Here is a 25,129-nt window from a genome sequence, read left to right on the forward strand (position 1 = left end):
GCAATCTGCACTTGGTAAATGGAAAATAGTAAAAAAGCCGATTTAACTAGGAAATAACCATGAAAGCCGCTAAAAACAATGTTTATACCGTATCACGGCTCAATGGCGAAGTTCGGCAAATTCTCGAGGGGCAAATAGGCAAGATCTGGCTCAATGGCGAAATCTCAAATTTTTCATCCCCAAGCTCTGGCCACTGGTATTTGACCCTAAAAGACACCCATTCGCAAATTCGCTGTGCCATGTTTAAGGGCCGCAATCAAGGTGTCAACTTCAGGCCCGTTAATGGCCAGCAAGTGTTAGTCAAAGGGGCCATTAGCGTTTATGAGCCCAGGGGTGATTATCAGCTGTTGCTGGAGTCTATGCTGCCAGCAGGGGACGGGCTTCTCGCCCAAGAGTATGAAGCCCTAAAAATGAAACTTGCCGCAGAAGGTTTGTTTGCCTCAGAAACTAAGCGGGCACTGCCATCAAATATTCAGCGCATCGGCATTATCACCTCAGCTACGGGCGCTGCGCTTCGGGATGTACTACACGTACTGCAGCGCCGAGATGCCTCCATCGAAGTGGTGGTCTACCCCACCCAAGTACAAGGCACCAGCGCCAGTGATAACATTTGCCGTGCCATCGAGCTTGCCAATAAGCGTTTAGAAGTCGATGTATTATTACTGACCCGAGGCGGCGGTTCACTGGAAGATCTATGGTGTTTTAACAATGAAATGCTGGCCCACAGCATTTATAACTCAGCCCTGCCTGTGGTGAGCGCCGTTGGCCATGAAGTGGATACCACTATCAGTGATTATGTCGCCGATGTACGCGCGCCAACGCCTTCTGCTGGCGCTGAGTTATTGTCTCAAGATAAAGGCAATAAAGCGCAGAAGTTATCACTAATGTTATCCCGCTTAGCCCAAGGCATGCGCCATTATAACTTAAGCCAAGACAAGCGCTTCACCGCCCTACATCACAGATTAGAGCAGCAAGATCCTAAACGCCGCTTGCAACAATTAGAGCAGCAATTTGATGAGTATCAGCTGCGCTTAGACAATGCCTTTAAACATAAACTAAGCCGGCTTCACTTGCGTCAAGAACGCTTAAGTGCCCAACTGCAACGCCAATCCCCCGAGCACAAACTGCAACTTGCAGCCAAAGAGCTCACCCATATCAGTGGCCGTTTTAATGACGCCATTAAAGATACCCTTTATAGCGCCGAACAGCGATTAAAACAGTCAGCTCACCAATTGGAAGCCATGAGCCCCTTAGCCACATTAAGTCGCGGCTATTCAATCAGCAGTAACGCTAAAGGCAAAGTAATAGAAGATGCCAGCAAGCTCAAGGTTGGTGACAGCCTGCACACCCGCCTAGGCAAGGGGCAGCTGGTATCAACCGTCACAGATATAGTCAATTAATTTACAGCTAACCCAGCACTCAAAGGAATGTTATGCCAATAACATTGCGTCAAATCAGCAAAGAAAACTATGAAGCTGTGTGCGATCTTGAGGTCACCACAGAGCAAGAAGACTATGTTTCGACCAATATGTGGTCACTGGTTGAGTCTCACTACAATGATGGCTATGAAACCAGAGCAATTTATAAAGAAGAGCAGCCCGTTGGCTTTTTCATGTGGGTACAAGAGTCCAACACTAAAGTATCCATTTGGCGATTTATGGTTGATCACAACCACCAGCAACAGTCCGTTGGGCGCACGGCATTAGGCTTAGCCCTAACTGAAATAAAAAGCCTCGCAAACCTTGCTGAAATTGAAATTTGTTATAGCCCCAGTAATCCGGTGGCAAAAGGGTTTTACTCAAGTTTTGGCTTTATTGAAATCGGCATGGATGAAGATAACGAAGACATGCTGGCGATTATAACGCTATAAAAAAAGCATAATACCAATCACATTAATTATGTGATCTATCAGAGCACCTCAAGCTTTTCAATTCAAGGCGCATTAATGCAGTAAGGGTTATTCCCTTTCAAATTAATGTAACGATGAAGTGGAACGCTTGAGATGCTCCCGAGCGGCGGGTTTCAAAGGGGATTTCTCTGCGTTGAAGACTTTTGACATAGCACCACTATGCCTTCAAGCCTTCGCCTTGATTAATACCCTTTGAACTCCCGCTGAATGACCAGATAATTAATACGATTGGTATAAGCACCTTAACTCAAGTGCTTACGCTTCTAATATTCAGTGCAGAAGCTTATCTATTCACGTACAACTTACTGTACAAGTATCGACACTGCGCTATACTTGTACGACTTATGGTACATGTGAGGTTCCTATGAGGATCATCTCTTTTACAGAAGCCCGTAATGGCTTAAAGGCAGTGTTAGATAGCGTAGTTAATGATGCTAATACAACCATCATCACCCGAAGAGATGCTGAAGATGCGGTTGTGATGTCTTTAGACTACTACAACAGCTTAATGGAAACGGTACATTTACTCCGCTCACCAAAGAACGCTGAGCACTTAGCGCGCTCTATTGAGCAATATCGCGCTGGTCAAACTACGGCTCGAGACCTCATTGATGAGTAGCCGTCGGCTATTATCATGGACCGATGGAGCCTGGAATGATTACCTCTATTGGCAAACCCAAGATAAAAAAACCTTAAAGCGAATTAATAAACTTATCAATGATGTAAGACGCTCGCCTTTTGAGGGCATAGGTAAACCAGAACCACTCAAAGAAAACTTGGCTGGTTTCTGGTCCCGGCGTATTGATGATACAAATCGCTTAGTCTATGCCATTGATGATACCGCTATCACTATCATTGCCTGTCGTTACCATTACTGAATCAATGCACTTTTATATTAAAACTGATTTATATTAGAATTGAAAAACGCCCTGCTGGGCGTTTTGATTTATGCCAGTATGAATATTCATACTGGCGATATAGCTAAGCTTTACATCGCTAGCGTATAAAAGCTAACTGTTAGGCTGAGCTTACTTAAGCTTAAGGTCAACCCAGACAAGTCTGTGATCTGAAGTGACTGTTTTACCCTGCTCACCGTCTTTATTTTCAAACAAATAACGTTGAGGACTGTCTTTGTCTTCCCAGTACACGCCGCTATCCACAAGCTTCAAGTCGCTCGATGGCAATACGTAGTCAAGGCGCAGTGGGAACAACTGTGTCCAATTAGCAGGGGTGCCATAAAACGCTTTATCTGTTTGGTATATCGCAGCGCCTTTACTTTGTGGTACATAGTTACCGACTGCGGCTTCTGTTGATACCCGTGAATGGCTCAGCAGCTGACGAATAGCAAACTGGTAAGAGTCACCATCGACAGCGTCGGCGTTTAAGTCACCGGCGATAACAAAAGAAGCGTCAACGGCTAAGCCGCCCGCTTTGCCATTATCATCAATCAAGTAGCTTGATTTAGTCACATCATCGCTGACGTAATCAGAGAACAGGCGGATTTCATCATAATTTCTGCGACCATTTCTGTCTTCTGGGCCATCAAATACGGGTGGCGTTGGGTGCATAGCCAACAAGTGAACAGTTTTACCTTCGATAGTCACAGGAATATCGATGTGGTTTTTAGATGATAATCTAAAGTCACTTAGGGCTTCATCACTGTAATAGCTGCTGCCATCGTCATTTTTTGGCAATACTGCACCCGGCATGTCTTTCCAAAGGAATTTTTGGAATGAGCGTACTTTATCAGCCTCTAACGGATATTGAGACAAGACCACAAAACCGTATTGGCCATGATAGAAACCAAAACCATAGGTGTCATTGGGCATAGTGATTTTGCCGTCACCACTTATGTCTTTTTGAGCCAATAAGCCGGTATTAGTCGGCACAATATAAGTATATGGATAGCGAATAGGCTCAGCGCCATTGTGCGCTTTATCTAAATAATTTGTCTGGAAGTCTTTAAGGCTTTGGGTGTCAGCGCCTATGCCATCGTGATCAAACTCATTAAGCAGTACCACATCTGGGCGCACCCGCTGTAAAGTCTCGGCAACATTTTTGATTTGCTGATTATCTCCAGCCGCCATTTCTTCAGCTAGTTGAGTCGCTTTGGTGCGATCAAATGAAGCATTAAAAGTTGCAAAACGGAAGGTGTCTTTTACAACGGGAGTTACAGGCTCTTGCACAGGTTTGCTATCTTCTTTGCCACAACCGGCCAGTAAAGCCAAAGAGATCGCAGCCGCAGCTGCTGTTTTGATTAATTTCATAATATTTACCATCAACCTTTATTATCATTATTTTGCTCAACCCCTGAGCAAACTTGATAGTAACTAAGGTAAGTCGGTGATATCAATCGAAAGTCTGAGTTAGCCTGAGTGGATGTCCAAATCTTTGCCATTGTTCGCAAAAAATGCTGATTTTGCGAACAATGGCACTTGCCTTAGTTTCCTTTTTTAAACAATGACGACATCAAGCTAACGCTTCAAAATCATCTTCGGCAAGCTTAAATGTGCCGTCGGCTTGCTTGAGCCACAACTCCCTATGAATAACCCCTTGGGCTTGATTCATTTTCCACTTTGAGGTGAGTAACACCTGTGTTTCATCAAGCACGCTAAATTCAGGCTCAATGTATTCAACGTCGGCAAAACCATCATCGATGAGTTGCTGCCAGAAAGCACGGATTTCAGCTGTGCCAGTAAAAGTACCAAAGGGACGCGCATGCATTATGGCATCATCTTGATACTGTGCCGCGCAGCCAGCAGCATCTTGGCGATTAAAGGCTTGTTTCCAACGTTCACTTGCCTGCTTAGCCGCAGTTAATGCCGTTTGTTTAGCGTCTGCGCTGATAGTCCTACTCTGAGGTTGAGCAGTGGTTTGAGTCATGGATATTCTCCTGTAAGGTCATTGATGTCATCAGTATATGCACGCCAACTATTAAGATAAACGCTAAATAATAAAATCTATAATTCGCTTTAAACGAACAATGATTTACACTCAAACTGATTTACGCCTGTATTTTTCAGACGTAAAAACACCTACATAGAGCCCCATAATGAAAATAAACTTTAAGCAAATGAGTCTATTTGCCGCAGTTGTGGAGTCAGGCTCCATCACTGCAGCGGCCGAGCAGTTAGGCATGGCAAAATCAGTGCTGAGCCAACATCTTAAAAATTTAGAGCAACAATTAGGTGTGGTGCTGCTAAAACGCACCACAAGACGTCAACAACTCACGGCCGCAGGAAGCCGTTTTTATGTTAGCTGTAAGCAGCTCAATGATATTGCCAGCACCGCTTGGCAAACCGCCCAAGAGTCAAGCTTGAAAGCTGCAGGTAAAATCACCATTAGCGCCCCCCATGCCTTGATGAATATCATCATAGCTCCCGCAATGGCCGCCTTGTGTATGCAATTCCCTGACATTGAGCTGCAACTCATCGCAGAAGATAAACGTTTGAATTTAAGCGACCATGGGATTGATATCGCCGTGCGAGTAGGCAAGTTGGCTTCAAGTAACTTGATGCAACAAAAACTCGGTGAATTTAGAGACTCCTTGTGCGCCTCAAGGAGTTTTTATGAGCGTCATCAAACAGCATTGAATTTAGATAAGTACCTTCAAGAACGTTTTGCAACAATTGTAGATAAGCCCTATGCCCATGATGCAAAAGCGCTAATTTCTGATACAAAAAACCAGGCTTCTGATGCAGTAAAGCCTACCCCTGATAGCATTCGACTCAATTGCCCTTATATCGCCAATGATTGGCAAGGAAACGCCCCTAGCCACGAGCTCACTCACATTAAAACCGGCCATAGGTTAATTATTAATGCTAAAGCTAGCGCTCAAGTGAACTCCTTACCAACATTATTGGCACTGGCAAAATCCGGCGCTGGGATCGCACTGATCCCTGATTTTATTCTAGCGGACCAAGATGCTGGCGATCTCAGTGGGATTTTTAGCGACTATCAAGGAAAAACAAATCCGATTTATGCCATCCATGATTTCGGCCAACATACACCGCATCTGGTTAGCCTCTGCATTAAACAGATTAAAAACCATCTTAGAAGACTAACAAAAAAAGAACCCTAAGGTTCTTTTTTACTCGCGCTAATAACTCAATAAATACTCATTGGCGTCTTACATTTTTACCCAATTTATGACATTGGACTAAGAATAATTTCTACGCGGCGATTTTGTGCACGTCCCGCAGGCGATCCATTGTCAGCAACCGGTGATGCTTCACCGCGGCCAAAAGAACTCACACGGTTGGCGGCCACTTTTTGCAGCATTAAATACTGACCCACTTCATTAGCGCGCACCTGAGATAAGCGAAGATTGTAAGACTCACTCCCCGTACTATCTGTGTAACCAGTAATGTTCAAACGTGTATCGCTATACTCTTTCGCCACTAAGGCCACGCTAGATAACACAGATTGTGCTCGTGAGCTTAAGACAGTCTCATCAACACCAAAAGTCACATCATTAGGCATATTTAAGATGATGCTATCGCCACTGCGAGTTACGCTTACACCGGTAGATTTAAGCTGTTTACGAAGCTTAGCTTCTTGCACGTCCATGTAATAACCAATGCCGCTGCCCACAGCAGCCCCTGATGCTGCGCCAATTAACGCGCCTTTAGCTCTGTCTTTCTTACTTGATGAAGCAATCCCAATAGCGGCGCCAGCCAAGGCACCTATCATGGCACCATTGGTCGCTTTAGCATTTTCAGCTTCGCCTGTGTATGGATTGGGTAATTGACAGCCGGCAACAAATAGACTGGCTAGGGTAAGACTAGCTAACATAAGACATTTTTTAGACTTCAACAAAATAACAACTCCTTTCGCACTGATAAACTATCAGGCGATAAACACAAAATAGGCTAATTTTGATAGTAAGTGCATTGCCAGGCCCAGTACACGATAATCACCACTTGCACTGGCTATTTTTCAATTAACACACCCAATAAAAACAAGCTGCTAACCAAAAAAACTCATTGGTAACATCTTCACCTATGTTATTAATTATCTGGCCATAGGACGACTACGCCCTGACATCAACATGCACATTAGCGCCACTAATCCCCACCACGACAGACTGCCACCCGCTTCTACTTCAATATAGGTTTCTGGATAGGTTTCTACGTAAAGTGGATCTCTGTCTCGACTTTCAAGAGGCAATGCATAAAGGGTATTGACATCATTTGAGCTTAAACTTGCCACTGGCTCACTGAAACCCACTTCATACAAATCGATAAGCACATCATAATGAGCGGTCTGATAACCTGATTGCAGTGTGGTCAATACTCGGTAATCGTCATAACTGGTGCTGCCTGCAATACTAAATACTTCCGTTGAGTAATAATGCAGCCAAGGCCCACCTTCTTGGCTGACATAAAGCTCGGCATACACATTAGCGTATTCATTAAAACCGATACCGTTCACATCGGCATCAAAGGTCACGCTGAAAGTGGAGTAAAAATTATCACCATCAAAATCTTCCAATAAATGACTTTGAGCGTCATAAATATTGAAACGATGAAACCCACCACTAGACTGCAGCGCGCCTGTGGCATTTTGACTGCTCTTTGCTGTCATTCTTTGCTCGCGGGTCATTGGGAGCACGCCTTGATCTGCGCTGGCTTTTTCTGGTTGCGAACGCTTGGCAAGCGCTGCGCCTCCAGCCAAGGCTTCAGATCCAGCACTATCAACCTCGCCGGCACCTAAATCCTGCTTATGGCTATTTATTGAGGTTTTTACATCAGAGGGCTGCCAAAGCCGATTCAATACCGCACCTTGATGTAAGCGCTTCAATTCTTCAGACAGCGTACTGTATTGCAGCTTAGTTTCTTGAACGGTACTGGTTTTAACAGAACTGCCCTTAACAGAGATGTTTTTAGCATCACTGTCTTGAGTTCGATCATTTTGAATCAAAACATCACTACTGTGACTACTGACACTAAACTGTCTTCTTTCAAGACTTAACTCTTGTTGTGATTGCTGCACAGCTTGCGCTTGAGCATGGACGCTTGCGCTACTTAACAGCCCTAGAGCTGTGGCCACATAAAACGCAGCGCTGCTATGCACTTTTTTATTACTGCCCGTTTTGGCATTGCTATTGAAAGTATTCATGGACATAAGGCCTCCAATTGTCGATTTGTAAGCATCATTGAGTTTTGTTCTTGCCAAAGTACTAGCAAGGTATTAGCAAGGATGCATCGCGCTGTTGGAATGCATTAAAGCGCAGTCAAACTGAACGCTAGCTGAACGACATCAAAATCAATTTCTCTGTGGCGTTAGATCTCGGCTTGTTCAGCTGATGTTCACACTCAAGCATTAAAATGAATGCTATCAGTGGCTGTTTCTAATTAGCGGCGATTCTTTTACACTGGTTAATGAAGCTTAAAACGATTAACTATTGGAGTGATAAATGAAACTTGGGTGTAAATGGGCCAGCGCTCTCTTTGTCGTTTTCATGAGTATTGTGTACACCAGTTCTGCTATCGCTAAGGCATCTGTTGCTGTGGCATCATCTTTATCTCAAGCGGGTTATGCATTGCAACCTGGTCCCAGCAATAGCGCCGATCTTGCCATCAGAACGCCGCAACAAGCCATGCAGCGAGTTCGCAGCCAATACCAAGCTAAAGTGCTGACCATTCAGGCAAGCCAAGTGAATGGCAACCCGGGCTACAGAGTTAAATTGCTCACAGCACAAGGTGAAGTCTTCTATGTGCTTGTGGATGCTAAAACCGGTGCCATCTATCGCAATTAATACCCTAGCTAATCACGCAATTAATAGCGCCTCTTGATATCTATCATTTGCTTCGAAAAAAGGATCCACCATGCGTTTATTACTGGTTGAAGATGATATCGCGTTGCAGCAGAATCTTAAGCAGCACCTGCAAGCGGCCAACTACCTACTGGATATCGCTTCCGATGGTGAACTGGGGTTATATCAAGGGATGGAATTCCCCTATGATGCCGCCATCATAGACATAGGCCTGCCAAAGCTTGATGGAATAAGCCTAATCAAAACCTTAAGAGAACGGCAGGTGAGCTACCCCATTTTAGTCCTGACCGCCAGAGACAGCTGGCAAGATAAAGTCAGCGGCCTTGATGCTGGCGCTGACGACTACCTGACCAAACCTTTCCAACCTGAAGAATTGCTGGCCCGAATTAAAGCTCTTATTCGCCGCGCTGCCGGCAAAGCCAGTTCCTTGGTGAGTAATGGCCCTTTTAGCGTCAATATCACCAGCTTGGAAGTAAGGCGTCATAATGAACTGATTAATCTCAGTAGCTCTGAATACAAGTTATTTGAGTTTTTGATGCTGCACCCTGGAGAAGTTCAGTCAAAGTCAGAGCTAACTGAGCACATTTACGATCAAGACTTTGATTTAGACTCTAACGTCATCGAAGTGTTTATTCGCCGTTTAAGAAAAAAACTCGATCCTGATAACCAGTATCAGCTGATTGAGACACTGCGCGGACAAGGTTATCGTCTAAATCCTTTTTTAGATCAAAGCCCTGCTATAGACACAACAACTCATCAAGCTCCAAGTGCTAATCTAATCCCTAGTGCTAGTGTAACCCCAAGTGCAACACTAAGCGCTCCTACACCCCAAATTTCTGGGACTAAACAAGATGACTAATAACGCCATAAAAACATGGCTGGCTGAGTCTATTTTTAGCCGCTCACTCAAGGCGCGCCTTATCGTTAGTGCACTGTTATTTGTGTTGCTATTACTGCCTGTTATCGGCTTTGCCCTTAACGATGCCTTTAAAGAGCAAATGCTGGCCAGCGCCAAGGAAGAACTCAGCGCCTACATGTATTCAGTGCTGGCGATAACCGAAGTTGAACAGGGCCAAGTGCTGCTGCCAGAGGTCTTATTAGAAAACCGCTTTAATCTGATTAACTCTGGGCTTTATGCGCTGGTTTCTGCGCCTTCAAATGATGATAAGCTCGACCAATTACTGCTACGCCATAAGCAGCACATTGTCTGGTCTTCAGCTTCATTTCAAGGACAAGAGAAGCCCTATCGGTTGCCAAAACCTGCCATGGGGCAAATGGATTTTGCTGAAATACAGATAAACAATAAACCTCATCTCATTTTCAGCTTTAGTGCTAACTTTGCCAGTCATGCCGCGATTAGTGGTTCAGCAAGTGAAGCAGAGTCGAGTAGCCCTGAAGCCAACAGCTCAAGCGCCAATCCAACATCAAATTTCCCTGTGACCATACACATCATTAAAGACAAGCGAGCGCTGCTCATCCAAATTAATGCTTTTACGTCAAAGCTATGGAACTGGCTGTGGGTGATTTTAGTGGTGCTGCTAGGTCTGCAATTAAGTTGGTTGCTGTGGACCCTAAAACCACTGGCGCGATTCACCGACGAACTCAATCGAGTCGAACAAGGCCAAGGGACTCAATTAAGCCAAGATTATCCCCAAGAGCTAAACGTGGTCGCCAAGCAGCTCAATGGCTTATTGCGAAATGAGCAAAATCAGCGCCAGCGTTATCGCAACGCCCTTGCGGATCTAGCCCATAGCCTAAAAACGCCACTGGCAATCATTCAAACCCAGCAGGGGTTAAGCCCAAGCTCTCAAGAGCAAGTTGCCAACATCAACCGCATTATCAGTTATCAGTTAAGACGCGCCCAAAGTGCAGCAGGTTCAGCTTGGCATTTAGGCGTTCAGGCGGAGAAAGTCACCAGCAAATTATGCCGAACACTAAATAAAATTTATCCTCACATAGACATCCATTGTCATGTCGATCAACAGGTTATTTTTAGGGGCGATGAAGGCGATCTCACAGAAATGCTCGGCAATGTGCTCGATAACGCCTGTAAAGCGGCAAAGCATCAACTGCGTTTGACAGTACTCAGTACTGGCGACCAAGTCATTATTCATGTTGAAGATGACGGCAAGGGAATAAGCCAAGAAAAACAACAAGGTATTTTTGAGCGAGGCGTCAGAGCAGATACCTACGCCCAGGGTCATGGGATTGGTCTTGCTATCAGCCTTGATTTGGTCACTAGCTATCAAGGGCAGTTGAGCATTACTGAGTCAGCTCACTTAGGCGGGGCTAAATTCAGTTTTATTTTTCCAAATTAATCACTAGGATTCTTACTGAGTGTTCAGCTTAAGTTCAGCTTCACGAGCTTAGTATCTTCCCATACCCGAACAGGTTTTGGAGAAGATATGAACATAATTAATCAAGCTAGCCTGCTTTTTATAAGCCTATTTGTTTCTAGCATGGGTAGCCTAGCATCTGCTGCACCGAGTTTACCCATGGCAACCGCTGGACTTAATCAAGCATCACAATTGATAAACCAGCCCAGTGAGCCTCTGTCTCAGGGGCAGTTAGCCCAGCTTCTGGCCCCTATCGCCCTTTACCCAGACACAGTGCTAACCCATGTATTGATAAGCGCCGCCTATCCCATGGATGTGGTTCAGGCGGAGCGTTGGCTTAATCAACGCCAAGGCATGAGTCAATCTTCACTGATAAATAGCGCCGAAACAGAGCCTTGGGACCCAAGCATTAAAGCCTTATTAGCATTTCCTTCGTTATTACAAAAAATGAGTCAGGATCTCGCTTGGACTCAAGCATTAGGGGAGGCTTTTGTGCAAAATGAAGCTCGGGTACTTGATGCCATTCAGGTGCTCAGGCAACAAGCCTATGACGCAGACAACTTGAATGAACTGCAAAATATGCGGGTTAGGCGAGTAGAGAAACATATCATCATAGAGCCAATACAAACCCAAGTGATCTATCTGCCCTATTATGACAGCCGCTATATCTATGGTAATTGGCACTGGCAGCAACATCCGCCTCATTACTGGCACCGATCAACCTATATTAGCTCAAGCCGCTATATTGTAGGCTCCAGCCATAGGGGTCATATTTATTGGGATACTGGGGTGAACATTGGAGTGAATTTTTTCTTCAGTGCATTTCATTGGCATAAACGTCATGTGGTGGTGACGTCTCACCACAATAGCCATCACTACCAACGCCCACTGCAAATTGTCACCAGCCCTGGGGCGAGGCATTGGCATCACAATAGCGATCACAGGGCCAACCACAGAAGCAGTATGAGCAATGGCGATGGCGGCTTATCTAGAAAGCACAGCACCAGTGTCGGCGGACACGGCGCTCAGCAATTTAATCGACATCTGCCGACTCAAAAACAGCTGCCAAGCGTCTATCATCAGCCGCGCTATCGCGCTTCACAATCTCAAGGGAGCCAATCACACCAAGAGCGAGAACATGCATCTCACGCTCAAGATAATAGGTCTCGTTTAAGCCACTCACCCGTTAGAGCGGCTAAGATAAGGGAATATGCACAACCCATTAGGCAGCAACAACGCCAACCCAGCCATCATAACCAGCGCAATGAGAGCCAGCGTAGTCGCAGCGAAAATGGTGACAGGCAGCACAGCAGTAAAGAAAGACACAAAAATAGCAGCAAAGAGCGTTAACAAGCGGTAATACTAGCGATAAGAAATGAATATAGAAATAGTTGCACTTTTAAACAACAGACGTTAACCTACGCAAGAGGTTAACATTTCGTTAACATTTAGACAGCAACCATCAGCCAGTTTAAAGGATTATTCATGAAAAAATTTCTTAGTGTGGCCGCAGTACTATCAACAAGCCTATTTGCATCACAAGCATCAGCGGCAAGCATGGAATGCTATGTAGACACCCAAGCATATGACCAATATACCTCTGGTCATTGTTTTGCACTCGTTTATGGGGCAAGAAGTGCTACAGCTGTCTTTAGAATAGCTGGGGCAAACAAACCTATTAGTTCAGTTATTTGGGGAGATAAAGCAGCAAGTTGTGGTACTTCTGGTACTTCATGCTCATTCACCATACGCCCTTTTGTATCCAATAAAGCCTCTGCGACTATCCTCTATCAAGACGGTACTTGGGCTACGGCCTCAGCGACAGCCTCTTTTGAAGATGGCCGCTAAGGGTTAAATTTTAAATATCATTCCATCTCCTTTAAGGGCACTGCATGTTCACAGCGCCCTTTTTTTTACAGTACTAAGACATCTTGTTCTGCGCCTAAATCGCATTTCTTACAATTTAGCTCAAAACCTAACTTTTCATCCCTGCCTCCTTGGCTGATAACCCAAGGGCGCAGAGTCCAAGGAGGATTATGGCGAACATGTTGAAAATGACCACACTTCAATACCGCAACCCAATGCTGTCCATCATCTTGATGGTAATCCACTATGGCTTGTTTCAAGTTTGTCTCCTAGGCATAAATTCATCTAGATACGCGTTTTTAGACATAAAAAAGCCTGAACAAGTCAGGCTTTTAGTTTAAGCAGTAATAGCTCAAAGGCTGATATTACTATTGACCTTTGTTCTTTCTGTCGTTGATATGGCTTAAAGCGCGCTTACGACGGCGCTCTTGTCCCATAGTCAATTTATCCACTTTACCTTCGAAGGGATTATCACCTTCTTGAAAACGGATCTGAATTGGCGTGCCCACTACTTTTAATGAACGACGGAAGTAGTTCATCATGTAACGCTTGTAAGAGTCTGGCAGCTTGCTGACCTGATTACCATGAACCACGATAATTGGCGGGTTATAACCACCGGCGTGGGCATATTTAAGCTTAACTCGGCGACCATTAACCAGAGGAGGCTGATGATCATCCTGCGACATTTGCATCACGCGCGTTAGCATTGACGTACTCACGCGGCGAGTCGCACTGTCATAAGCTTCTTCGATTGATTCATATAAATGACCAACACCTGTGCCATGCAAAGCCGAAATAAAGTGGATTTTGGCAAAATCGATAAAACCTAAACGTCTGTCTAACTCACTCTTAACTCTATCTTTAACGGTTTGATCTATGCCGTCCCACTTGTTTACCGCAATCACCAATGCGCGGCCAGCGTTTAACGTGAAGCCTAATAAACCTAAATCTTGCTCGGCAATACCTTCACGGGCATCCACCACAAGTAATACTACGTTAGCATCTTCAACTGCTTTAAGTGTCTTGATCACTGAGAATTTTTCAATGACTTCATGGACTTTACTGCGACGACGAACACCAGCAGTATCAATTAAGACGTATTCACGGCCTTCACGTTCCATAGGAATGTAAATACTGTCACGGGTGGTGCCTGGTGCGTCATACACCACTACACGTTCTTCGCCTAAAATGCGGTTAATTAGCGTTGATTTACCCACGTTTGGCTTACCAATAATGGCAAGTTTTATCGGCAAGTCTTGCAGACGCTTTTGCTCAGCTTCGGCTTCTTCTTCCGTGTATTCACGTTCTTCTTCAATGGCTTGCTCGTCATCATCACGATTAAGTCCCATGGCTTCAGCATAGGGAGCTAACGCATACTCAATCATGTTGGTCACACCGCGACCTTGAGCCGCCGCCATTTGGTACACTTCACCTAAACCCAGTGCCCAAAATTCACCGCAGACAGAGTCAGCATCGATACCATCAACTTTATTGGCAACCACGAAGGTAGTTTTATCACGGCTACGTAAATGTTGCGCAATCGCCAAATCGGCAGAAGTTAAACCAGCACGAGCGTCTGTTAGGAATAACACCACATCCGCTTCTTCAATGGCAGCTAGAGATTGCTCCGCCATTTTGGTTTCAATGCCTTCTTCAGTTCCATCGATACCGCCAGTATCAACCACAATAAATTCATAGCCAGATAAAAACGCTCTACCGTACTTACGGTCACGGGTTAAACCTGGAAAATCGGCAACTAACGCGTCACGAGTGCGAGTAAGACGATTAAACAATGTCGATTTGCCGACGTTAGGTCGCCCCACAAGGGCCACTACAGGGATCATGATTTTGCCTCTAAAAACATTTCAATAAAAAGCCCCCGGAATTCAGATCCAGGGGCTATAAACAAGGGGTAAACCTTTAATTTATGGAAGGATTACCTGAGCAACTACGCCGCTACGACCTTGCACATAAATTTTTCCATCAACCACTTCAGGTTGACTATATAATCCATCACTGTCGACCTGTATACGGCCAACAACTTCACCACTTTCACGGCTAATAAAATGTAAGTAACCTTCAAAGTCACCCACAATCAGATATTCACCGACAACCGCTGGAGACGTTAGCTCACGGTTTTTAAGGCTCGAATTACTCCACAGCTCTAACCCGTTGCGCTTATCGACAGCGTAAACACGGCTGCGATCATCAACAAGATATAAGCTTAGCCCTGCTGAAGCGAGTTCATTAAAACTAGAATACTTACGAGTCCAAATCGTGCGGCCACTTCGCATCTCCATCGACACTAAGTTACCATTGTAACTGACTGCGAATAAATTATCGCCAGAAATTAACGGTGTCATGTCTACATCGGCCATACGCGTAAATTCATTACCACCGGTTGGCGCATAAATAGACTGCTCCCATGCCGCTTGACCGTTCTTCTTAACCACAACCGCGATTTTGCCATCCGCAGTACCTAAGAAGAAGCCACCGGCTTCATAACTTGCTGAACTTGTGCCTCTAAGCGTTAACTTAGGCAGCTGCATTTCATAGCTCCAAAGCTTAGTACCGTCATCGATATTATACGCTTCGAAAGAACCTTTGCTGGTATTCACAACCACAACGTCTTCAGCAATAGTCGGGGCCGAGAGTAATTCACCGCCAGCAACCACTGACCATACCGTCGCGCCGTCATCAGCATTTAACGCTACAAGTAAACCGCTTTCGCCACCGACGAAGACTTTGTTACGGGCAGCAACAACGCCAGCAGATAAACGTACGCCTTTGACCTTTGACAATAAGGTATCGCCAAATTCATCGGCAAAGTCTTTGCTCCAAACGGTATCACCGCTGGCTTGATCAAATGCCACCACTTCACCATCACGATCGGCAACAAAGATTTTACCATAGCGTACACTTGGCTTAAGGCGAGAATAATAATCATCAATCCCACCGCCAACGCTATCGCTCCAGCTTATTTCAGGAAATATGCTAGCTTGGAGTTCAACTAACTCACTGATGGGTTCTTCTTCAATATCGCTTGATGAACAGGCCGTAACCAGTGCAATACTTAGCCCTGCGGCCAGTAAATTCTTATACCAGGATTGCATAGTCACTTCCTTATGCTTTGTTAAGGCTGTCTAATTTCATTTGCAGCGCTGGACTCGCTAAAGTCCCACCTAAGGTCACCGCATCTTGATACGCACTTTTGGCCTTATCAAACTCACCTTGACGGGCGTAAAAATCGCCTTTTAACTCATCGCGCTGAGCACCATAAGCAGTGTCAGTGACATGCTCTAGTGTGGCGAGTGCTGTACCTAAGTTACCTTGCTCAGCTTGTACTCGCGCTAAGCGTAGTGCTGCTATCATATCAAGGCCTGCAGCAGGTTTTGCCGCGATAACTTTAGTGTAGGCTTGCTCAGCTTGCGTCAGATCTCCGGCTTCAACCGCAGATTTAGCTAGCATAAATTGCAATAGCGCTTGATAACCTTGTTGATCATGGTTTTTCTCAAATTCAGCAGCAGCCTTCATTACATTTGGGCTGTTTTCAGCATCCAAGGCGATAGTTTGAAATGCTTCAGAGGCAAGCTCAGCACTAGAAACTTGATTTTCTGAATAGGCATTCCAGCCATATAAACCACCTAGACCAATGACAGCGCCTAGTGCAATTGAGGTACCGTAATCTTTCCAAAACTGCTTGATAGCATCTACTTGTTGTTCTTCTGTGCTATAAATTTCCACTGCACTTCCCCTATTAAATCAATGCTGAAATGGTTGCTGCCAAAGCGTCTCTGGCAACTAATTCTTGTTGGTTATTATTTCGTAACGGTTTAATGGCCACTTGATTATTGGCAAGTTCATTCTCACCTATGATAATGGCGTAAGCTGCACCGCTTTTATCTGCGCGCTTCATTTGCTTTTTAACGTTACCGCCACCGCAATGGCTCATGACTTTAAGTCCTGGTAAGGCTTCACGCAAACTTTGAGCAACTTTAAACGCTTCAACTAAACATGAATCACCCATGGCAGTAACATACACATCCACTTCCGAGGCGATATCTTGGTTAAGTTCCAAGGTTTCAAGCAATAATACAATTCGCTCAAGTCCCATGGCAAAGCCCACAGCAGGAGTCTCTTTTCCCCCCAACTGACCGACTAAGCCGTCGTAGCGACCACCAGCAAGGACAGTTCCTTGTGAACCTAAACTTGATGTGACCCACTCAAAAACTGTGCGGTTATAATAATCTAACCCACGCACTAAGCGTGGATTAACTTGGTATTGGATGCCAACAGCGTCCAAGAGTTCACATAAAGTTGAAAAATGTGTTTTTGACTCTTCACCTAAATAATCCATCAAGGCTGGCGCATCAGCCAACAAAGCTTGTACTTGGCTGTCCTTAGTGTCGAGTACCCTAAGCGGGTTAGAATACATTCTGCGTTGACTGTCTTCATCAAGCTTGTCTTTGTGTTGCTCAAGGAAGGCGATTAGCGCATCACGGTAAGCGGCGCGCTCACTAGGATCACCAAGGGTATTAAGCTCAAGACTAACGTGTTCACTTATTCCAAGCTCTTTCCATAAACGTGCTGACAGCATCAAAACTTCTGCATCTATGTCCGCAGTACCTATGCCATAAACTTCAACACCAAATTGGTGGAACTGGCGATAACGGCCTTTTTGAGGACGCTCGTGACGGAACATCGGGCCCATGTACCACAGGCGCTGCTCTTGGTTATAGAGTAAGCCATGTTCATTACCAGCACGGACTGTTGATGCTGTACCTTCGGGACGCAAGGTTAAGCTATCGCCGTTTCTGTCTTCGAAGGTGTACATTTCTTTTTCAACAATATCAGTAACTTCACCAATAGAGCGTTTAAAAAGATCAGTACTTTCTACGATTGGAGTGCGAATTTCGCTGTAACCATAAGCACTCACAGATGAACGCAATACGGCTTCAACTTTTTGCCATAGAGGACTTTGGGTGGGCAGAATGTCATTCATTCCGCGAATTGCTTGGATCTGCTTAGCCACTGTAATTATCCGATTCTTCGATGTAAAAAAACTGCCTTAGGCCGCAATTGCATCCCTAAGGCATCAAATATTATGCTGTTAATCTGTCTTGTCTGAGATAGCAATCCGATTTGCCATCATGCTGGCCTTGGCGCGTATTTTAGCTTCAAGGGCATCGACTAAATTTAAGTTATCAAAGCGCTCTTTCTGGCGAATGCCATCGTCATAATAACCACTTTTGTTGGCACCACCAGTAAGACCAATATGAGACACTAATGCTTCACCAGGGCCGTTAACCACACAGCCAATAATCGACACATCCATAGGGGTCACTAAATCTTCAAGACGACGTTCGAGCTCGTTTACCGTATTGATCACATCAAACTCCTGACGAGAGCAAGATGGACAAGCAATAAAATTAATCCCACGGCTGCGAATACGCAGTGATTTAAGAATATCGAAACCTACTTTGATTTCTTCAATCGGATCGGCTGCCAATGAAATACGGAGAGTATCGCCTATGCCCTCAGCCAGTAACATGCCAAGACCCACAGCTGATTTCACTGAACCGGCACGCATGCCGCCGGCTTCGGTGATCCCAAGATGTAAGGGTTGACGAATTTGCTTTGCCAGCAAACGATATGACTCTACGGCCAAAAATACATCAGAGGCTTTAACGCTGACTTTAAATTGATCAAAATTAAGTCTATCTAGAATATCTACATGACGCATTGCCGACTCTAATAATGCTTCAGGCGTCGGCTCGCGGTATTTATCCATCAACTCTTTTTCGAGGGAACCACCGTTAACCCCTATTCGAATTGGAATGTTTTTATCACGCGCACATTCAACAACACTGCGAATTCGTTCTTCATTACCGATATTACCAGGGTTTATGCGCAGACAATCAACGCCGTATTCTGCCACTTTAAGGGCGATACGATAGTCAAAATGAATATCAGCCACTAAAGGCACGTTTACCTGTTGCTTGATAAGCTTAAAGGCTTCAGCAGCGTCCATGGTTGGCACAGAAACACGCACAATATCTGCACCGACCTTTTCTAAGGCACGAATTTGCGCAACTGTCGCTTCAACGTCAGTGGTTCTAGTGTTCGTCATAGATTGCACTGCTATAGGTGCACCATCTCCGATAGGCACATTACCCACGTAAATACGACTGGAAGGACGACGTTTAATTGGTGTTTCGCTATACATGCTGTTTCTCTACTGCTTACAAGCCCGCGGCCATTATACCTAGGTCTAGCTAGATAACGCTAATTTACGCTTCTGGTATGGTAAATCTAGCAACGCGGCCATCTAAATATTCACTGATATCAACTTGCTCACCATTAAAGGACAAGCTCACAAATTTAGGCGCGCCTATGATTAAGCTAAATGGTGCTTTACCCGCTACCTGAATAGTACGTCCAGAAGCTTTTACGCCATCTATTAACACTTTACCAGTGCTATCAACCACTTTCATCCAGCTGTCACCGCTGAGTTCAACACTCAGCTTGTCGCCGTCACCAAGTGATACTGCACTTGGCTGACTATCGGCGACACTAGCGTTTTGAGGGTCGACTTGAACAGCCGCTATTTCATTGCTGTTTATTAAAGTTTGCACAGCTGGTGCTTGCGATGCACTTTCTGAAGGGACGTCTGCTGCTTGAGTTGTTTCAGCTTGAGTCGCCACAGCATTAACATTGCCGTTAGCTGCGCCAGAGCCAGCATTCGGTGCAGTTTTTATGGGGTCAGCGCCTGTTTGTTCAGCAGCTAACGATTCATTAGTCACTGGCGCAGCATCAATTTGGCTGGCATCAAGGTCAACACCATCATGTTCTAATTCAGGTATAGATTGCGCTAACTGGCTAATTTCAAAAGCTTCTAATGCTTGTTCTTGCTCTGTTGCTGCCACTTCTTCCATGCTCGGCTGAGAGACATCCACATCACTTAACAATGATGATTTCTGTACCCACCACAGCACTAACAACGCCAGTAAAGTGAACACCAGCACATAAGTGAACATCAGCAAACGTTTATCACGGGCTTGTTTGGTGGTCTTACGAGAAAAACTCTGCATACTTGGCGCCACTTCCTGAGGAAGCTGCGCAATAAGGCAGGTTTTAATTAATTCAATATCGGCATCGATGAAACGCGCATAGTTTTTGACATAGCCTCGAACATAAGTCATCGAAGACATAGCATCAAACTTATCGTTTTCAAGGTCGGTAATAATACCTGGTCTAAGATGCAGCTGTATCGCCACTTCTTGAATGCTTAATCCTTTACCTTCTCGGGCCTTGCGTAACACAGCACCGACCGTAGTGATATCCGAAGATGGGTCTACTTGCTTTAGGGGATTTAAATCCAATTCATTATTTGTCATTACTGCAAATTAGCTCTGTATTCTTGTGCTTGGGTGGATGCTGGGAACTTGGCCAATAATACTATGCCAAATCGTTTAGCAGCGTCGATGTCACTGACGGCCTGCTCAATTTTAATGCCTAAAGCCAAACTTTGAGGCGATTCATTAACTACCTTATGATAAAGCGCTAATTGCTCGCGCGCCATAGCATAATCACCATTGAGTAAGGCTAATTCAGTTAATTCTAATAAGGCGACTTCGCGTCTTGGATCATACTGTAACGCTATCTTAAAATACTGTCGCGCTTTTTCGAGTTTTCCCGCAGCTCGACTACATAAACCTAGGTTTTCATAACTGGATGCTGTGCGAGTGTACTTGGGAGTATTGATTGCAGCCAACAACATGGTTTCTGATTCAGGGTACTTCTTTTGTTGACACAGAAACACCCCAAAATTGTTCTTAGCATCCCCAGTGGAGTCAGAGGCGTTGATAGCAGTTTGATAGGCATCCTCAGTACGAATAAGATCGCCAACAGTTTGATAATAATAAGCAAGAGCTACATATACATCACTGTGCTCTGGAGCATACTCAACGGCTTTATCAAGGTTATATTTAGCTTGCTCTGGATTGCCACGATTAAGATAAGTTAGCCCCAACTGCATGCGTTCACGAGCGGCGGCCAGTTTATCTAGCTTACGCTCAGAAACCTGAACATCAGTACCGCGATAAGTACTTTCAGTAATACACCCTGTCATCAACGACAAGGTGGCAATGACAAGGCAAACCTTCTGTAATTTGTACATAATGTTTCAGCCTATTAGTTCGAGCAAACAAAGAGTTAATCCATTGTGACCGAAATTTGGTTCTCTTGCATGCGTTTTTTTGCTAAACGCTTAGTTCTATCACGAATATCGCCAGCTAATTGACCACAAGCAGCGTCAATATCATCACCGCGAGTCTTACGCACGATAACCGTAAAGCCGTACTCCATCAGCACCTTTGAGAATCTGTCGATGCGAGAGTTAGAAGAACGACCATAAGGTGAGCCTGGATAAGGGTTAAACGGAATTAAATTCACCTTACATGGAGTGTCTTTCATTAATTTAGCCAACTCATGGGCTTGCTCTGTACTGTCATTGATATGATCAAGCATCACATATTCCACAGTTACTCGGCCGCGGTTTGCGTTAGATTTAGCAATATAACGACGAATGCCCGCTAAAAACTCAGCCAGTGGATATTTCTTATTCACAGGCACTAAAATATCACGCAGTTCATCATTGGGGGCATGGATGCTTACAGCTAATGCCACATCGATAGAATCGCCTAATATATCCAATGCAGGTACTACACCTGAAGTCGATAAGGTGACACGGCGCTTAGACAAGCTAAAGCCGAAATCATCTAACATGATATCCATCGCTGGGATCACGTTTTTCAGGTTAAGTAAAGGCTCGCCCATGCCCATCATCACTACGTTTGTAATTGGGCGCTCACCTGTGGCTTTAACAAAGCCTAAGAATTGAGCAACACGCCAAATTTGACCAACGATTTCCGATACGGTTAAGTTACGATTAAAGCCTTGCTGACCCGTTGAGCAGAAGGTACATTCTAGGGCACAACCGACTTGAGAAGATACACATAGGGTGGCCCTGTCATCTTCTGGAATGTACACAGTTTCGACTTCTTGGCCTTGCCCCACATTAATAGCAAATTTGATGGTGCCATCTGCAGACTTTTGGAAACTAGCAATTTCAGGCGCCACAATTACGCAACGCTCGGCTAATTTTGAGCGCAATACTTTGTTGATGTTAGTCATTTCTTCGAAATTACTGACACCAAAATGATAAATCCATTTCATTAGCTGATCAGCACGAAACGGCTTTTCACCCATTTCAGTGAATAAAGCTCGTAATCCTTTTCGATCAAGATCTAATAAATTGATTTTCTTTTCGCTCATCTTGCCTAACCTCTAACGCCAAAACCTGTAACAGGGCGGCGAATTATACAGATGCTGGCTTAGATTAGCTAGGGTCAGTTGTTCTTTATTGGTTAAAAATCATTCGAGACTTGGTCGTTTATTCTTTATTTAAATGTCAGCGTACAACGTGAGTGTGAAGCCCGGTAACACAGCACTGCGGGTAGAATTATTAGCATCAATGCTTGAGGCTTCACCTGTTAATCGCAAAAGTGTTAGGATCAGGCTTAGTACAACCAGATACCATAGGCACAGGATAGGACATCAGATTGAACATTCGTTATACGTTAAGCCTTGCTCACATCAATGATACGCACTCAAACTTTGAAGCCAGTACAGTTCAATTTTCTTTAGAGCATCAAGGATGCCAATATAAAATCAATACAAAATCAGGTGGGTACGCTAGGCTGTCATTTCAAATTAGCCAAGCAAGACTCGCAGCCCAAGAAAATACCATGCCGTTTTTATTTCTCCATGCTGGAGACAGTTTTCAAGGCACCCTGTATTTTAGGGAGTTTCAAGGCTCAGCCAATGCCCATTTATTAAATTTACTTGCCCCTGATGCCATGGTGCTAGGTAATCATGAAATTGATGCAGGCAATGGCCCAGTACAAGCTTTTTTAAACCGCATTGAATTTCCATTGCTGGCAGGCAATATGGATTTAAGTCAGGAAGAATTAACTAAGCCAGGCCGACTAGCAGGTCACCCTATGCTGTATGACTATGATGCCAAGCTCAAGCTTGCAAAGGTTATTCTCAAGCCATTTCACGATACTCAGCTTGCCATTATCGGAATAACGTTAGATCAGATGGCCCTCATTGCCCGCCCAGATCCTGACACTCATTTTGTTGATGCCATAGCAACCACAGCACGCACCGTGGCTCATTTAAAAGCCCAAGGTATACACCACATTGTAGTACTTAGCCACTTAGGTCTAGATCAAGATAGAGAGCTTGCCAATAGCGTGCCCGGAATAAGCTTAATTGTCGGCGGTCACTCCCATACATTGCAAGGTGACTTTAACGCACTTGGTTTAAGCCAACTTGCCTATGGAGAACGTCAAGGTGGTACTGCCATAGTCCATGCGGGAAAATACGCAGAAACCTTAGGCCTTGCTAACATTGAGTTTGATCAAGCAGGCAAGCTATTAAGCCTTACTGGTAATAACTTTTTTATGCTGGGGGATGAACTTACGATAACAAGCGCGACTGACAAAGCCGTGCCTAGGCAAGTTGAAAAGCGACTTTCAGAGCAACTTAGGCTGCACCCAGGAATACTCAATAGTGAGCAAGATGATGCTCTTGAACATATTATTCAGACACAATACCGTCCAGCCTTGGATGCATTAGAATCTCAAGTTTTGGGGCAGATCCCACGAGATTTTGTCCATACTCGCCTACCCAGTCGCCATCACCCTCACGGCAGCGAAATTGCCCCTTGGATCAGTCGCAGTATGTATAAAATGGCCAAAAAGCAACTGCCTGAGTTAGATTTCTCCCTGCACAATGCTGGCGGAGTCCGTCAGTCCTTACCCAAAGGGCAAATAACCATGGCAGATGTACTTGGGCGAATTTTACCCTTCGAACTGCCTTTAGTGGCTTATCAGATAAAAGGCCGCCACCTTTTTGAGGTGTTGGAAAACTGTATCAATGCGGCAACCAATAATGGGGCAACTGGCACAGGTGCGGGCAGCTTCCCTTATCCCTATGGCATTCGCTATTTTTATGATGGCACTCAGGCTTTGGGGCAACGTATCACTAAAATTGAACTGCATAAGCAAGGACATTGGCAAGATATTTCAGCAGATGAGCACTATACTGGTGTGTCTACAGCTTACACTGCATCAGGCAAGGAAGGGTACCATGGGCTATTAAATGCCTTGTGGTTCAAACCGCTACCTAAAACAACCTTGCCGGAAGCCTTTGTAGATTTTATGGGTAATCATGGGCATTTATTAACTGAAACATTAACCCCAAATGTGTACTACATCAGGCATATTCATAAAGGTTAAAGTTATGCCAGACATATACCCTAAAGCAAAAAACCAAGATCAAACACAGCTCTATTATCAATTAGTTGACTATACCCCCAGCGATGCTGCGGGGGTAAGTTCGCTATTTCACTTAGCCGTCAGTAACATCTCTCATCCAAGGTACAATCAAGCTCAGCTACTGGCTTGGTCGCAAGCTCCCCGCTCGACTCGGCATTGGCGCAATCAATTACAATACGCTAAAACTTGGTTGGTGATAGCTAACAATCCAAATGAGTCGCTGCAGGAACCACTCAAAGGAGTCGCTAATGGGGATGATGGGCGGAAGTTGATTGGTGTTATCAGTTTAGAAACCCAATTTAAACACCAAGGCTATATCAGCCATTTATATGTGACACCTGAAGCGCAAGGGCAAGGCGTAGGCCGCCAGCTGTTATTAAATGCTGAATACTGGGCGTTAGAGCAAAATTATAGCCAGCTCAGCACTGATGCCTCTTATGTCTCTAAAGCACTTTTCGAGCGTCACGGATTTAGCCATCAAGGCAAAAGCTTTCAACATAAACTTGGCCAAGTGCTCACGGGTTTTCACATGACCAAAGCACTTGCTGTTCCTATCTAGTTCCGACCTATTTAGACCCTAGCGACTCACTTAGTCAATGGATGCTGTAGAATTACTTCTTTAACAGCGGCATCAGCATGGTTTCTAAGCCATTAAGTTTCACTTCATACATCAGGGCTAACTGCTGTCCTAATTTACCTTGTGGGAAACCATTACTATGGAACCAGACTAAATAAGGTTCAGGTAACATCAGCAATTTTCGCCCTGCGTATTTACCAAAAGGCATGGTTTGATTAATCGCTTCAATCAATTGCTCTTGCTGCACTTTATTTTACT

At 44.7% G+C, this 25,129-nt stretch carries 26 protein-coding genes; 12 read left to right on the forward strand and 14 right to left on the reverse strand.

What is annotated here, in order from left to right:
* Positions 1–59: 59 nt before the first annotated feature.
* From xseA to H5073_RS01995, 4 genes are all read left to right on the forward strand, one after another.
* Positions 60–1,400 (forward strand): exodeoxyribonuclease VII large subunit, encoded by a 1,341-nt coding sequence (gene xseA / locus H5073_RS01980; RefSeq protein WP_182676436.1) that lies wholly within the window; start codon positions 60–62, stop codon positions 1,398–1,400.
* Positions 1,401–1,432: 32 nt separating this feature from the next.
* Positions 1,433–1,870: a GNAT family N-acetyltransferase gene (locus tag H5073_RS01985; RefSeq protein ID WP_182676437.1), complete on the forward strand. Its 438-nt coding sequence runs from the start codon at positions 1,433–1,435 to the stop codon at positions 1,868–1,870.
* Between the two features lie 403 nt (positions 1,871–2,273).
* Positions 2,274–2,528: a type II toxin-antitoxin system Phd/YefM family antitoxin gene (locus H5073_RS01990; RefSeq protein WP_182676438.1), complete on the forward strand. Its 255-nt coding sequence runs from the start codon at positions 2,274–2,276 to the stop codon at positions 2,526–2,528.
* Positions 2,521–2,787 carry a Txe/YoeB family addiction module toxin gene (locus H5073_RS01995; protein WP_182676439.1) on the forward strand — a complete coding sequence of 89 codons (267 nt, stop codon included), beginning with the start codon at positions 2,521–2,523 and terminating at the stop codon, positions 2,785–2,787. Before H5073_RS01990 ends, H5073_RS01995 begins: the two co-directional genes overlap by 8 nt.
* Positions 2,788–2,937: 150 nt before the next feature.
* Here the strand turns inward: H5073_RS01995 and H5073_RS02000 are convergent, their stop codons facing one another.
* Together H5073_RS02000 and H5073_RS02005 are read right to left on the reverse strand one after the other, a co-directional pair.
* Entirely contained in the window at positions 2,938–4,176 is a 1,239-nt protein-coding gene (locus H5073_RS02000) for an endonuclease/exonuclease/phosphatase family protein (RefSeq protein WP_220487853.1), read from the reverse strand.
* 202 nt (positions 4,177–4,378) lie between these two features.
* Positions 4,379–4,792 (reverse strand): nuclear transport factor 2 family protein, encoded by a 414-nt coding sequence (locus tag H5073_RS02005; protein WP_182676440.1) that lies wholly within the window; start codon positions 4,790–4,792, stop codon positions 4,379–4,381.
* 169 nt (positions 4,793–4,961) lie between these two features.
* Between H5073_RS02005 and H5073_RS02010 the strand changes: the two genes are divergently transcribed.
* Entirely contained in the window at positions 4,962–5,990 is a 1,029-nt protein-coding gene (locus H5073_RS02010) for a LysR family transcriptional regulator (RefSeq protein ID WP_182676441.1), read from the forward strand.
* Positions 5,991–6,055: 65 nt separating this feature from the next.
* On the opposite strand, the gene H5073_RS02015 is transcribed toward H5073_RS02010, so the two are convergent.
* Both H5073_RS02015 and H5073_RS18330 read right to left on the reverse strand, forming a co-directional pair.
* Positions 6,056–6,703, reverse strand: coding sequence for an OmpA family protein (locus H5073_RS02015; RefSeq protein WP_182676442.1), 648 nt, complete (start codon positions 6,701–6,703; stop codon positions 6,056–6,058).
* 219 nt (positions 6,704–6,922) lie between these two features.
* Positions 6,923–8,035: a choice-of-anchor H family protein gene (locus H5073_RS18330; RefSeq protein ID WP_259394787.1), complete on the reverse strand. Its 1,113-nt coding sequence runs from the start codon at positions 8,033–8,035 to the stop codon at positions 6,923–6,925.
* A gap of 292 nt (positions 8,036–8,327) precedes the next feature.
* Here H5073_RS18330 and H5073_RS02025 point away from each other — a divergent pair, with 292 nt between their 5' ends.
* From H5073_RS02025 to H5073_RS02045, 5 genes are all read left to right on the forward strand, one after another.
* Positions 8,328–8,669, forward strand: coding sequence for a PepSY domain-containing protein (locus tag H5073_RS02025; protein ID WP_259394788.1), 342 nt, complete (start codon positions 8,328–8,330; stop codon positions 8,667–8,669).
* 70 nt (positions 8,670–8,739) lie between these two features.
* Positions 8,740–9,546 (forward strand): response regulator transcription factor, encoded by an 807-nt coding sequence (locus tag H5073_RS02030; protein ID WP_220487855.1) that lies wholly within the window; start codon positions 8,740–8,742, stop codon positions 9,544–9,546.
* Complete coding sequence (locus tag H5073_RS02035; RefSeq protein WP_182676443.1) at positions 9,539–11,005, forward strand: ATP-binding protein; 1,467 nt, start codon at positions 9,539–9,541, stop codon at positions 11,003–11,005. The genes H5073_RS02030 and H5073_RS02035 overlap by 8 nt, the downstream gene beginning before the upstream one ends.
* Positions 11,006–11,092: 87 nt before the next feature.
* Positions 11,093–12,373 (forward strand): DUF3300 domain-containing protein, encoded by a 1,281-nt coding sequence (locus tag H5073_RS02040; RefSeq protein WP_182676444.1) that lies wholly within the window; start codon positions 11,093–11,095, stop codon positions 12,371–12,373.
* A gap of 135 nt (positions 12,374–12,508) precedes the next feature.
* The gene (locus H5073_RS02045) at positions 12,509–12,871 is read left to right on the forward strand and encodes a hypothetical protein (protein WP_182676445.1); all 363 of its coding nucleotides are present in this window, start codon (positions 12,509–12,511) and stop codon (positions 12,869–12,871) included.
* Positions 12,872–12,936: 65 nt separating this feature from the next.
* On the opposite strand, the gene H5073_RS02050 is transcribed toward H5073_RS02045, so the two are convergent.
* From H5073_RS02050 to H5073_RS02090, 9 genes are all read right to left on the reverse strand, one after another.
* Entirely contained in the window at positions 12,937–13,149 is a 213-nt protein-coding gene (locus tag H5073_RS02050; RefSeq protein WP_182676446.1) for a DUF3565 domain-containing protein, read from the reverse strand.
* A 108-nt stretch (positions 13,150–13,257) separates the two neighbouring features.
* A complete protein-coding gene (der, locus tag H5073_RS02055) occupies positions 13,258–14,733 on the reverse strand; it encodes a ribosome biogenesis GTPase Der (RefSeq protein ID WP_182676447.1) in 1,476 nt (491 codons plus the stop codon).
* Positions 14,734–14,814: 81 nt separating this feature from the next.
* Entirely contained in the window at positions 14,815–16,002 is a 1,188-nt protein-coding gene (gene bamB, locus H5073_RS02060) for an outer membrane protein assembly factor BamB (RefSeq protein WP_182676449.1), read from the reverse strand.
* Positions 16,003–16,012: 10 nt separating this feature from the next.
* Complete coding sequence (locus tag H5073_RS02065) at positions 16,013–16,633, reverse strand: tetratricopeptide repeat protein (RefSeq protein ID WP_182676451.1); 621 nt, start codon at positions 16,631–16,633, stop codon at positions 16,013–16,015.
* 13 nt (positions 16,634–16,646) lie between these two features.
* Positions 16,647–17,921: a histidine--tRNA ligase gene (gene hisS / locus H5073_RS02070; protein ID WP_182676452.1), complete on the reverse strand. Its 1,275-nt coding sequence runs from the start codon at positions 17,919–17,921 to the stop codon at positions 16,647–16,649.
* 78 nt (positions 17,922–17,999) lie between these two features.
* The gene (ispG, locus tag H5073_RS02075; RefSeq protein WP_182676454.1) at positions 18,000–19,115 is read right to left on the reverse strand and encodes a flavodoxin-dependent (E)-4-hydroxy-3-methylbut-2-enyl-diphosphate synthase; all 1,116 of its coding nucleotides are present in this window, start codon (positions 19,113–19,115) and stop codon (positions 18,000–18,002) included.
* Between the two features lie 64 nt (positions 19,116–19,179).
* A complete protein-coding gene (locus H5073_RS02080) occupies positions 19,180–20,286 on the reverse strand; it encodes a RodZ domain-containing protein (protein ID WP_182676456.1) in 1,107 nt (368 codons plus the stop codon).
* On the reverse strand, positions 20,286–21,068 hold the full coding sequence (gene pilW, locus H5073_RS02085) for a type IV pilus biogenesis/stability protein PilW (protein WP_182676458.1): 783 nt from the start codon (positions 21,066–21,068) through the stop codon (positions 20,286–20,288). The genes H5073_RS02080 and pilW overlap by 1 nt, the downstream gene beginning before the upstream one ends.
* Positions 21,069–21,103: 35 nt before the next feature.
* Positions 21,104–22,225 carry a bifunctional tRNA (adenosine(37)-C2)-methyltransferase TrmG/ribosomal RNA large subunit methyltransferase RlmN gene (locus H5073_RS02090; RefSeq protein WP_182676460.1) on the reverse strand — a complete coding sequence of 374 codons (1,122 nt, stop codon included), beginning with the start codon at positions 22,223–22,225 and terminating at the stop codon, positions 21,104–21,106.
* A 287-nt stretch (positions 22,226–22,512) separates the two neighbouring features.
* Between H5073_RS02090 and H5073_RS02095 the strand changes: the two genes are divergently transcribed.
* Together H5073_RS02095 and H5073_RS02100 are read left to right on the forward strand one after the other, a co-directional pair.
* The gene (locus H5073_RS02095) at positions 22,513–24,255 is read left to right on the forward strand and encodes a bifunctional UDP-sugar hydrolase/5'-nucleotidase (RefSeq protein ID WP_182676462.1); all 1,743 of its coding nucleotides are present in this window, start codon (positions 22,513–22,515) and stop codon (positions 24,253–24,255) included.
* A 4-nt stretch (positions 24,256–24,259) separates the two neighbouring features.
* Positions 24,260–24,853 carry a GNAT family N-acetyltransferase gene (locus H5073_RS02100; protein ID WP_182676464.1) on the forward strand — a complete coding sequence of 198 codons (594 nt, stop codon included), beginning with the start codon at positions 24,260–24,262 and terminating at the stop codon, positions 24,851–24,853.
* Between the two features lie 52 nt (positions 24,854–24,905).
* Here H5073_RS02100 and H5073_RS02105 read toward each other — a convergent pair whose 3' ends face one another.
* Entirely contained in the window at positions 24,906–25,118 is a 213-nt protein-coding gene (locus H5073_RS02105) for a DUF3820 family protein (protein ID WP_182676466.1), read from the reverse strand.
* Positions 25,119–25,129: the final 11 nt, after the last annotated feature.

It is taken from the genome of Shewanella sp. SR44-3, assembly GCF_014163735.1.
Lineage (GTDB): Bacteria > Pseudomonadota > Gammaproteobacteria > Enterobacterales > Shewanellaceae > Shewanella.

Coding starts and splice junctions, on each gene's coding strand:
- xseA (WP_182676436.1), top strand. CDS start 60: ATGAAAGCCGCTAAAAACAATGTTTATACCGTATCACGGCTCAATGGC.
- H5073_RS02000 (WP_220487853.1), bottom strand. CDS start 4,176: ATGAAATTAATCAAAACAGCAGCTGCGGCTGCGATCTCTTTGGCTTTA.
- H5073_RS02040 (WP_182676444.1), top strand. CDS start 11,093: ATGAACATAATTAATCAAGCTAGCCTGCTTTTTATAAGCCTATTTGTT.
- H5073_RS02100 (WP_182676464.1), top strand. CDS start 24,260: ATGCCAGACATATACCCTAAAGCAAAAAACCAAGATCAAACACAGCTC.
- H5073_RS02010 (WP_182676441.1), top strand. CDS start 4,962: ATGAAAATAAACTTTAAGCAAATGAGTCTATTTGCCGCAGTTGTGGAG.
- H5073_RS02005 (WP_182676440.1), bottom strand. CDS start 4,792: ATGACTCAAACCACTGCTCAACCTCAGAGTAGGACTATCAGCGCAGAC.
- H5073_RS02090 (WP_182676460.1), bottom strand. CDS start 22,225: ATGAGCGAAAAGAAAATCAATTTATTAGATCTTGATCGAAAAGGATTA.
- der (WP_182676447.1), bottom strand. CDS start 14,733: ATGATCCCTGTAGTGGCCCTTGTGGGGCGACCTAACGTCGGCAAATCG.
- H5073_RS01995 (WP_182676439.1), top strand. CDS start 2,521: ATGAGTAGCCGTCGGCTATTATCATGGACCGATGGAGCCTGGAATGAT.
- H5073_RS02080 (WP_182676456.1), bottom strand. CDS start 20,286: ATGACAAATAATGAATTGGATTTAAATCCCCTAAAGCAAGTAGACCCA.
- H5073_RS02035 (WP_182676443.1), top strand. CDS start 9,539: ATGACTAATAACGCCATAAAAACATGGCTGGCTGAGTCTATTTTTAGC.
- H5073_RS18330 (WP_259394787.1), bottom strand. CDS start 8,035: ATGTCCATGAATACTTTCAATAGCAATGCCAAAACGGGCAGTAATAAA.
- ispG (WP_182676454.1), bottom strand. CDS start 19,115: ATGTATAGCGAAACACCAATTAAACGTCGTCCTTCCAGTCGTATTTAC.
- H5073_RS01985 (WP_182676437.1), top strand. CDS start 1,433: ATGCCAATAACATTGCGTCAAATCAGCAAAGAAAACTATGAAGCTGTG.
- H5073_RS01990 (WP_182676438.1), top strand. CDS start 2,274: ATGAGGATCATCTCTTTTACAGAAGCCCGTAATGGCTTAAAGGCAGTG.
- H5073_RS02045 (WP_182676445.1), top strand. CDS start 12,509: ATGAAAAAATTTCTTAGTGTGGCCGCAGTACTATCAACAAGCCTATTT.
- bamB (WP_182676449.1), bottom strand. CDS start 16,002: ATGCAATCCTGGTATAAGAATTTACTGGCCGCAGGGCTAAGTATTGCA.
- H5073_RS02015 (WP_182676442.1), bottom strand. CDS start 6,703: ATGTTAGCTAGTCTTACCCTAGCCAGTCTATTTGTTGCCGGCTGTCAA.
- H5073_RS02030 (WP_220487855.1), top strand. CDS start 8,740: ATGCGTTTATTACTGGTTGAAGATGATATCGCGTTGCAGCAGAATCTT.
- pilW (WP_182676458.1), bottom strand. CDS start 21,068: ATGTACAAATTACAGAAGGTTTGCCTTGTCATTGCCACCTTGTCGTTG.
- H5073_RS02025 (WP_259394788.1), top strand. CDS start 8,328: ATGAAACTTGGGTGTAAATGGGCCAGCGCTCTCTTTGTCGTTTTCATG.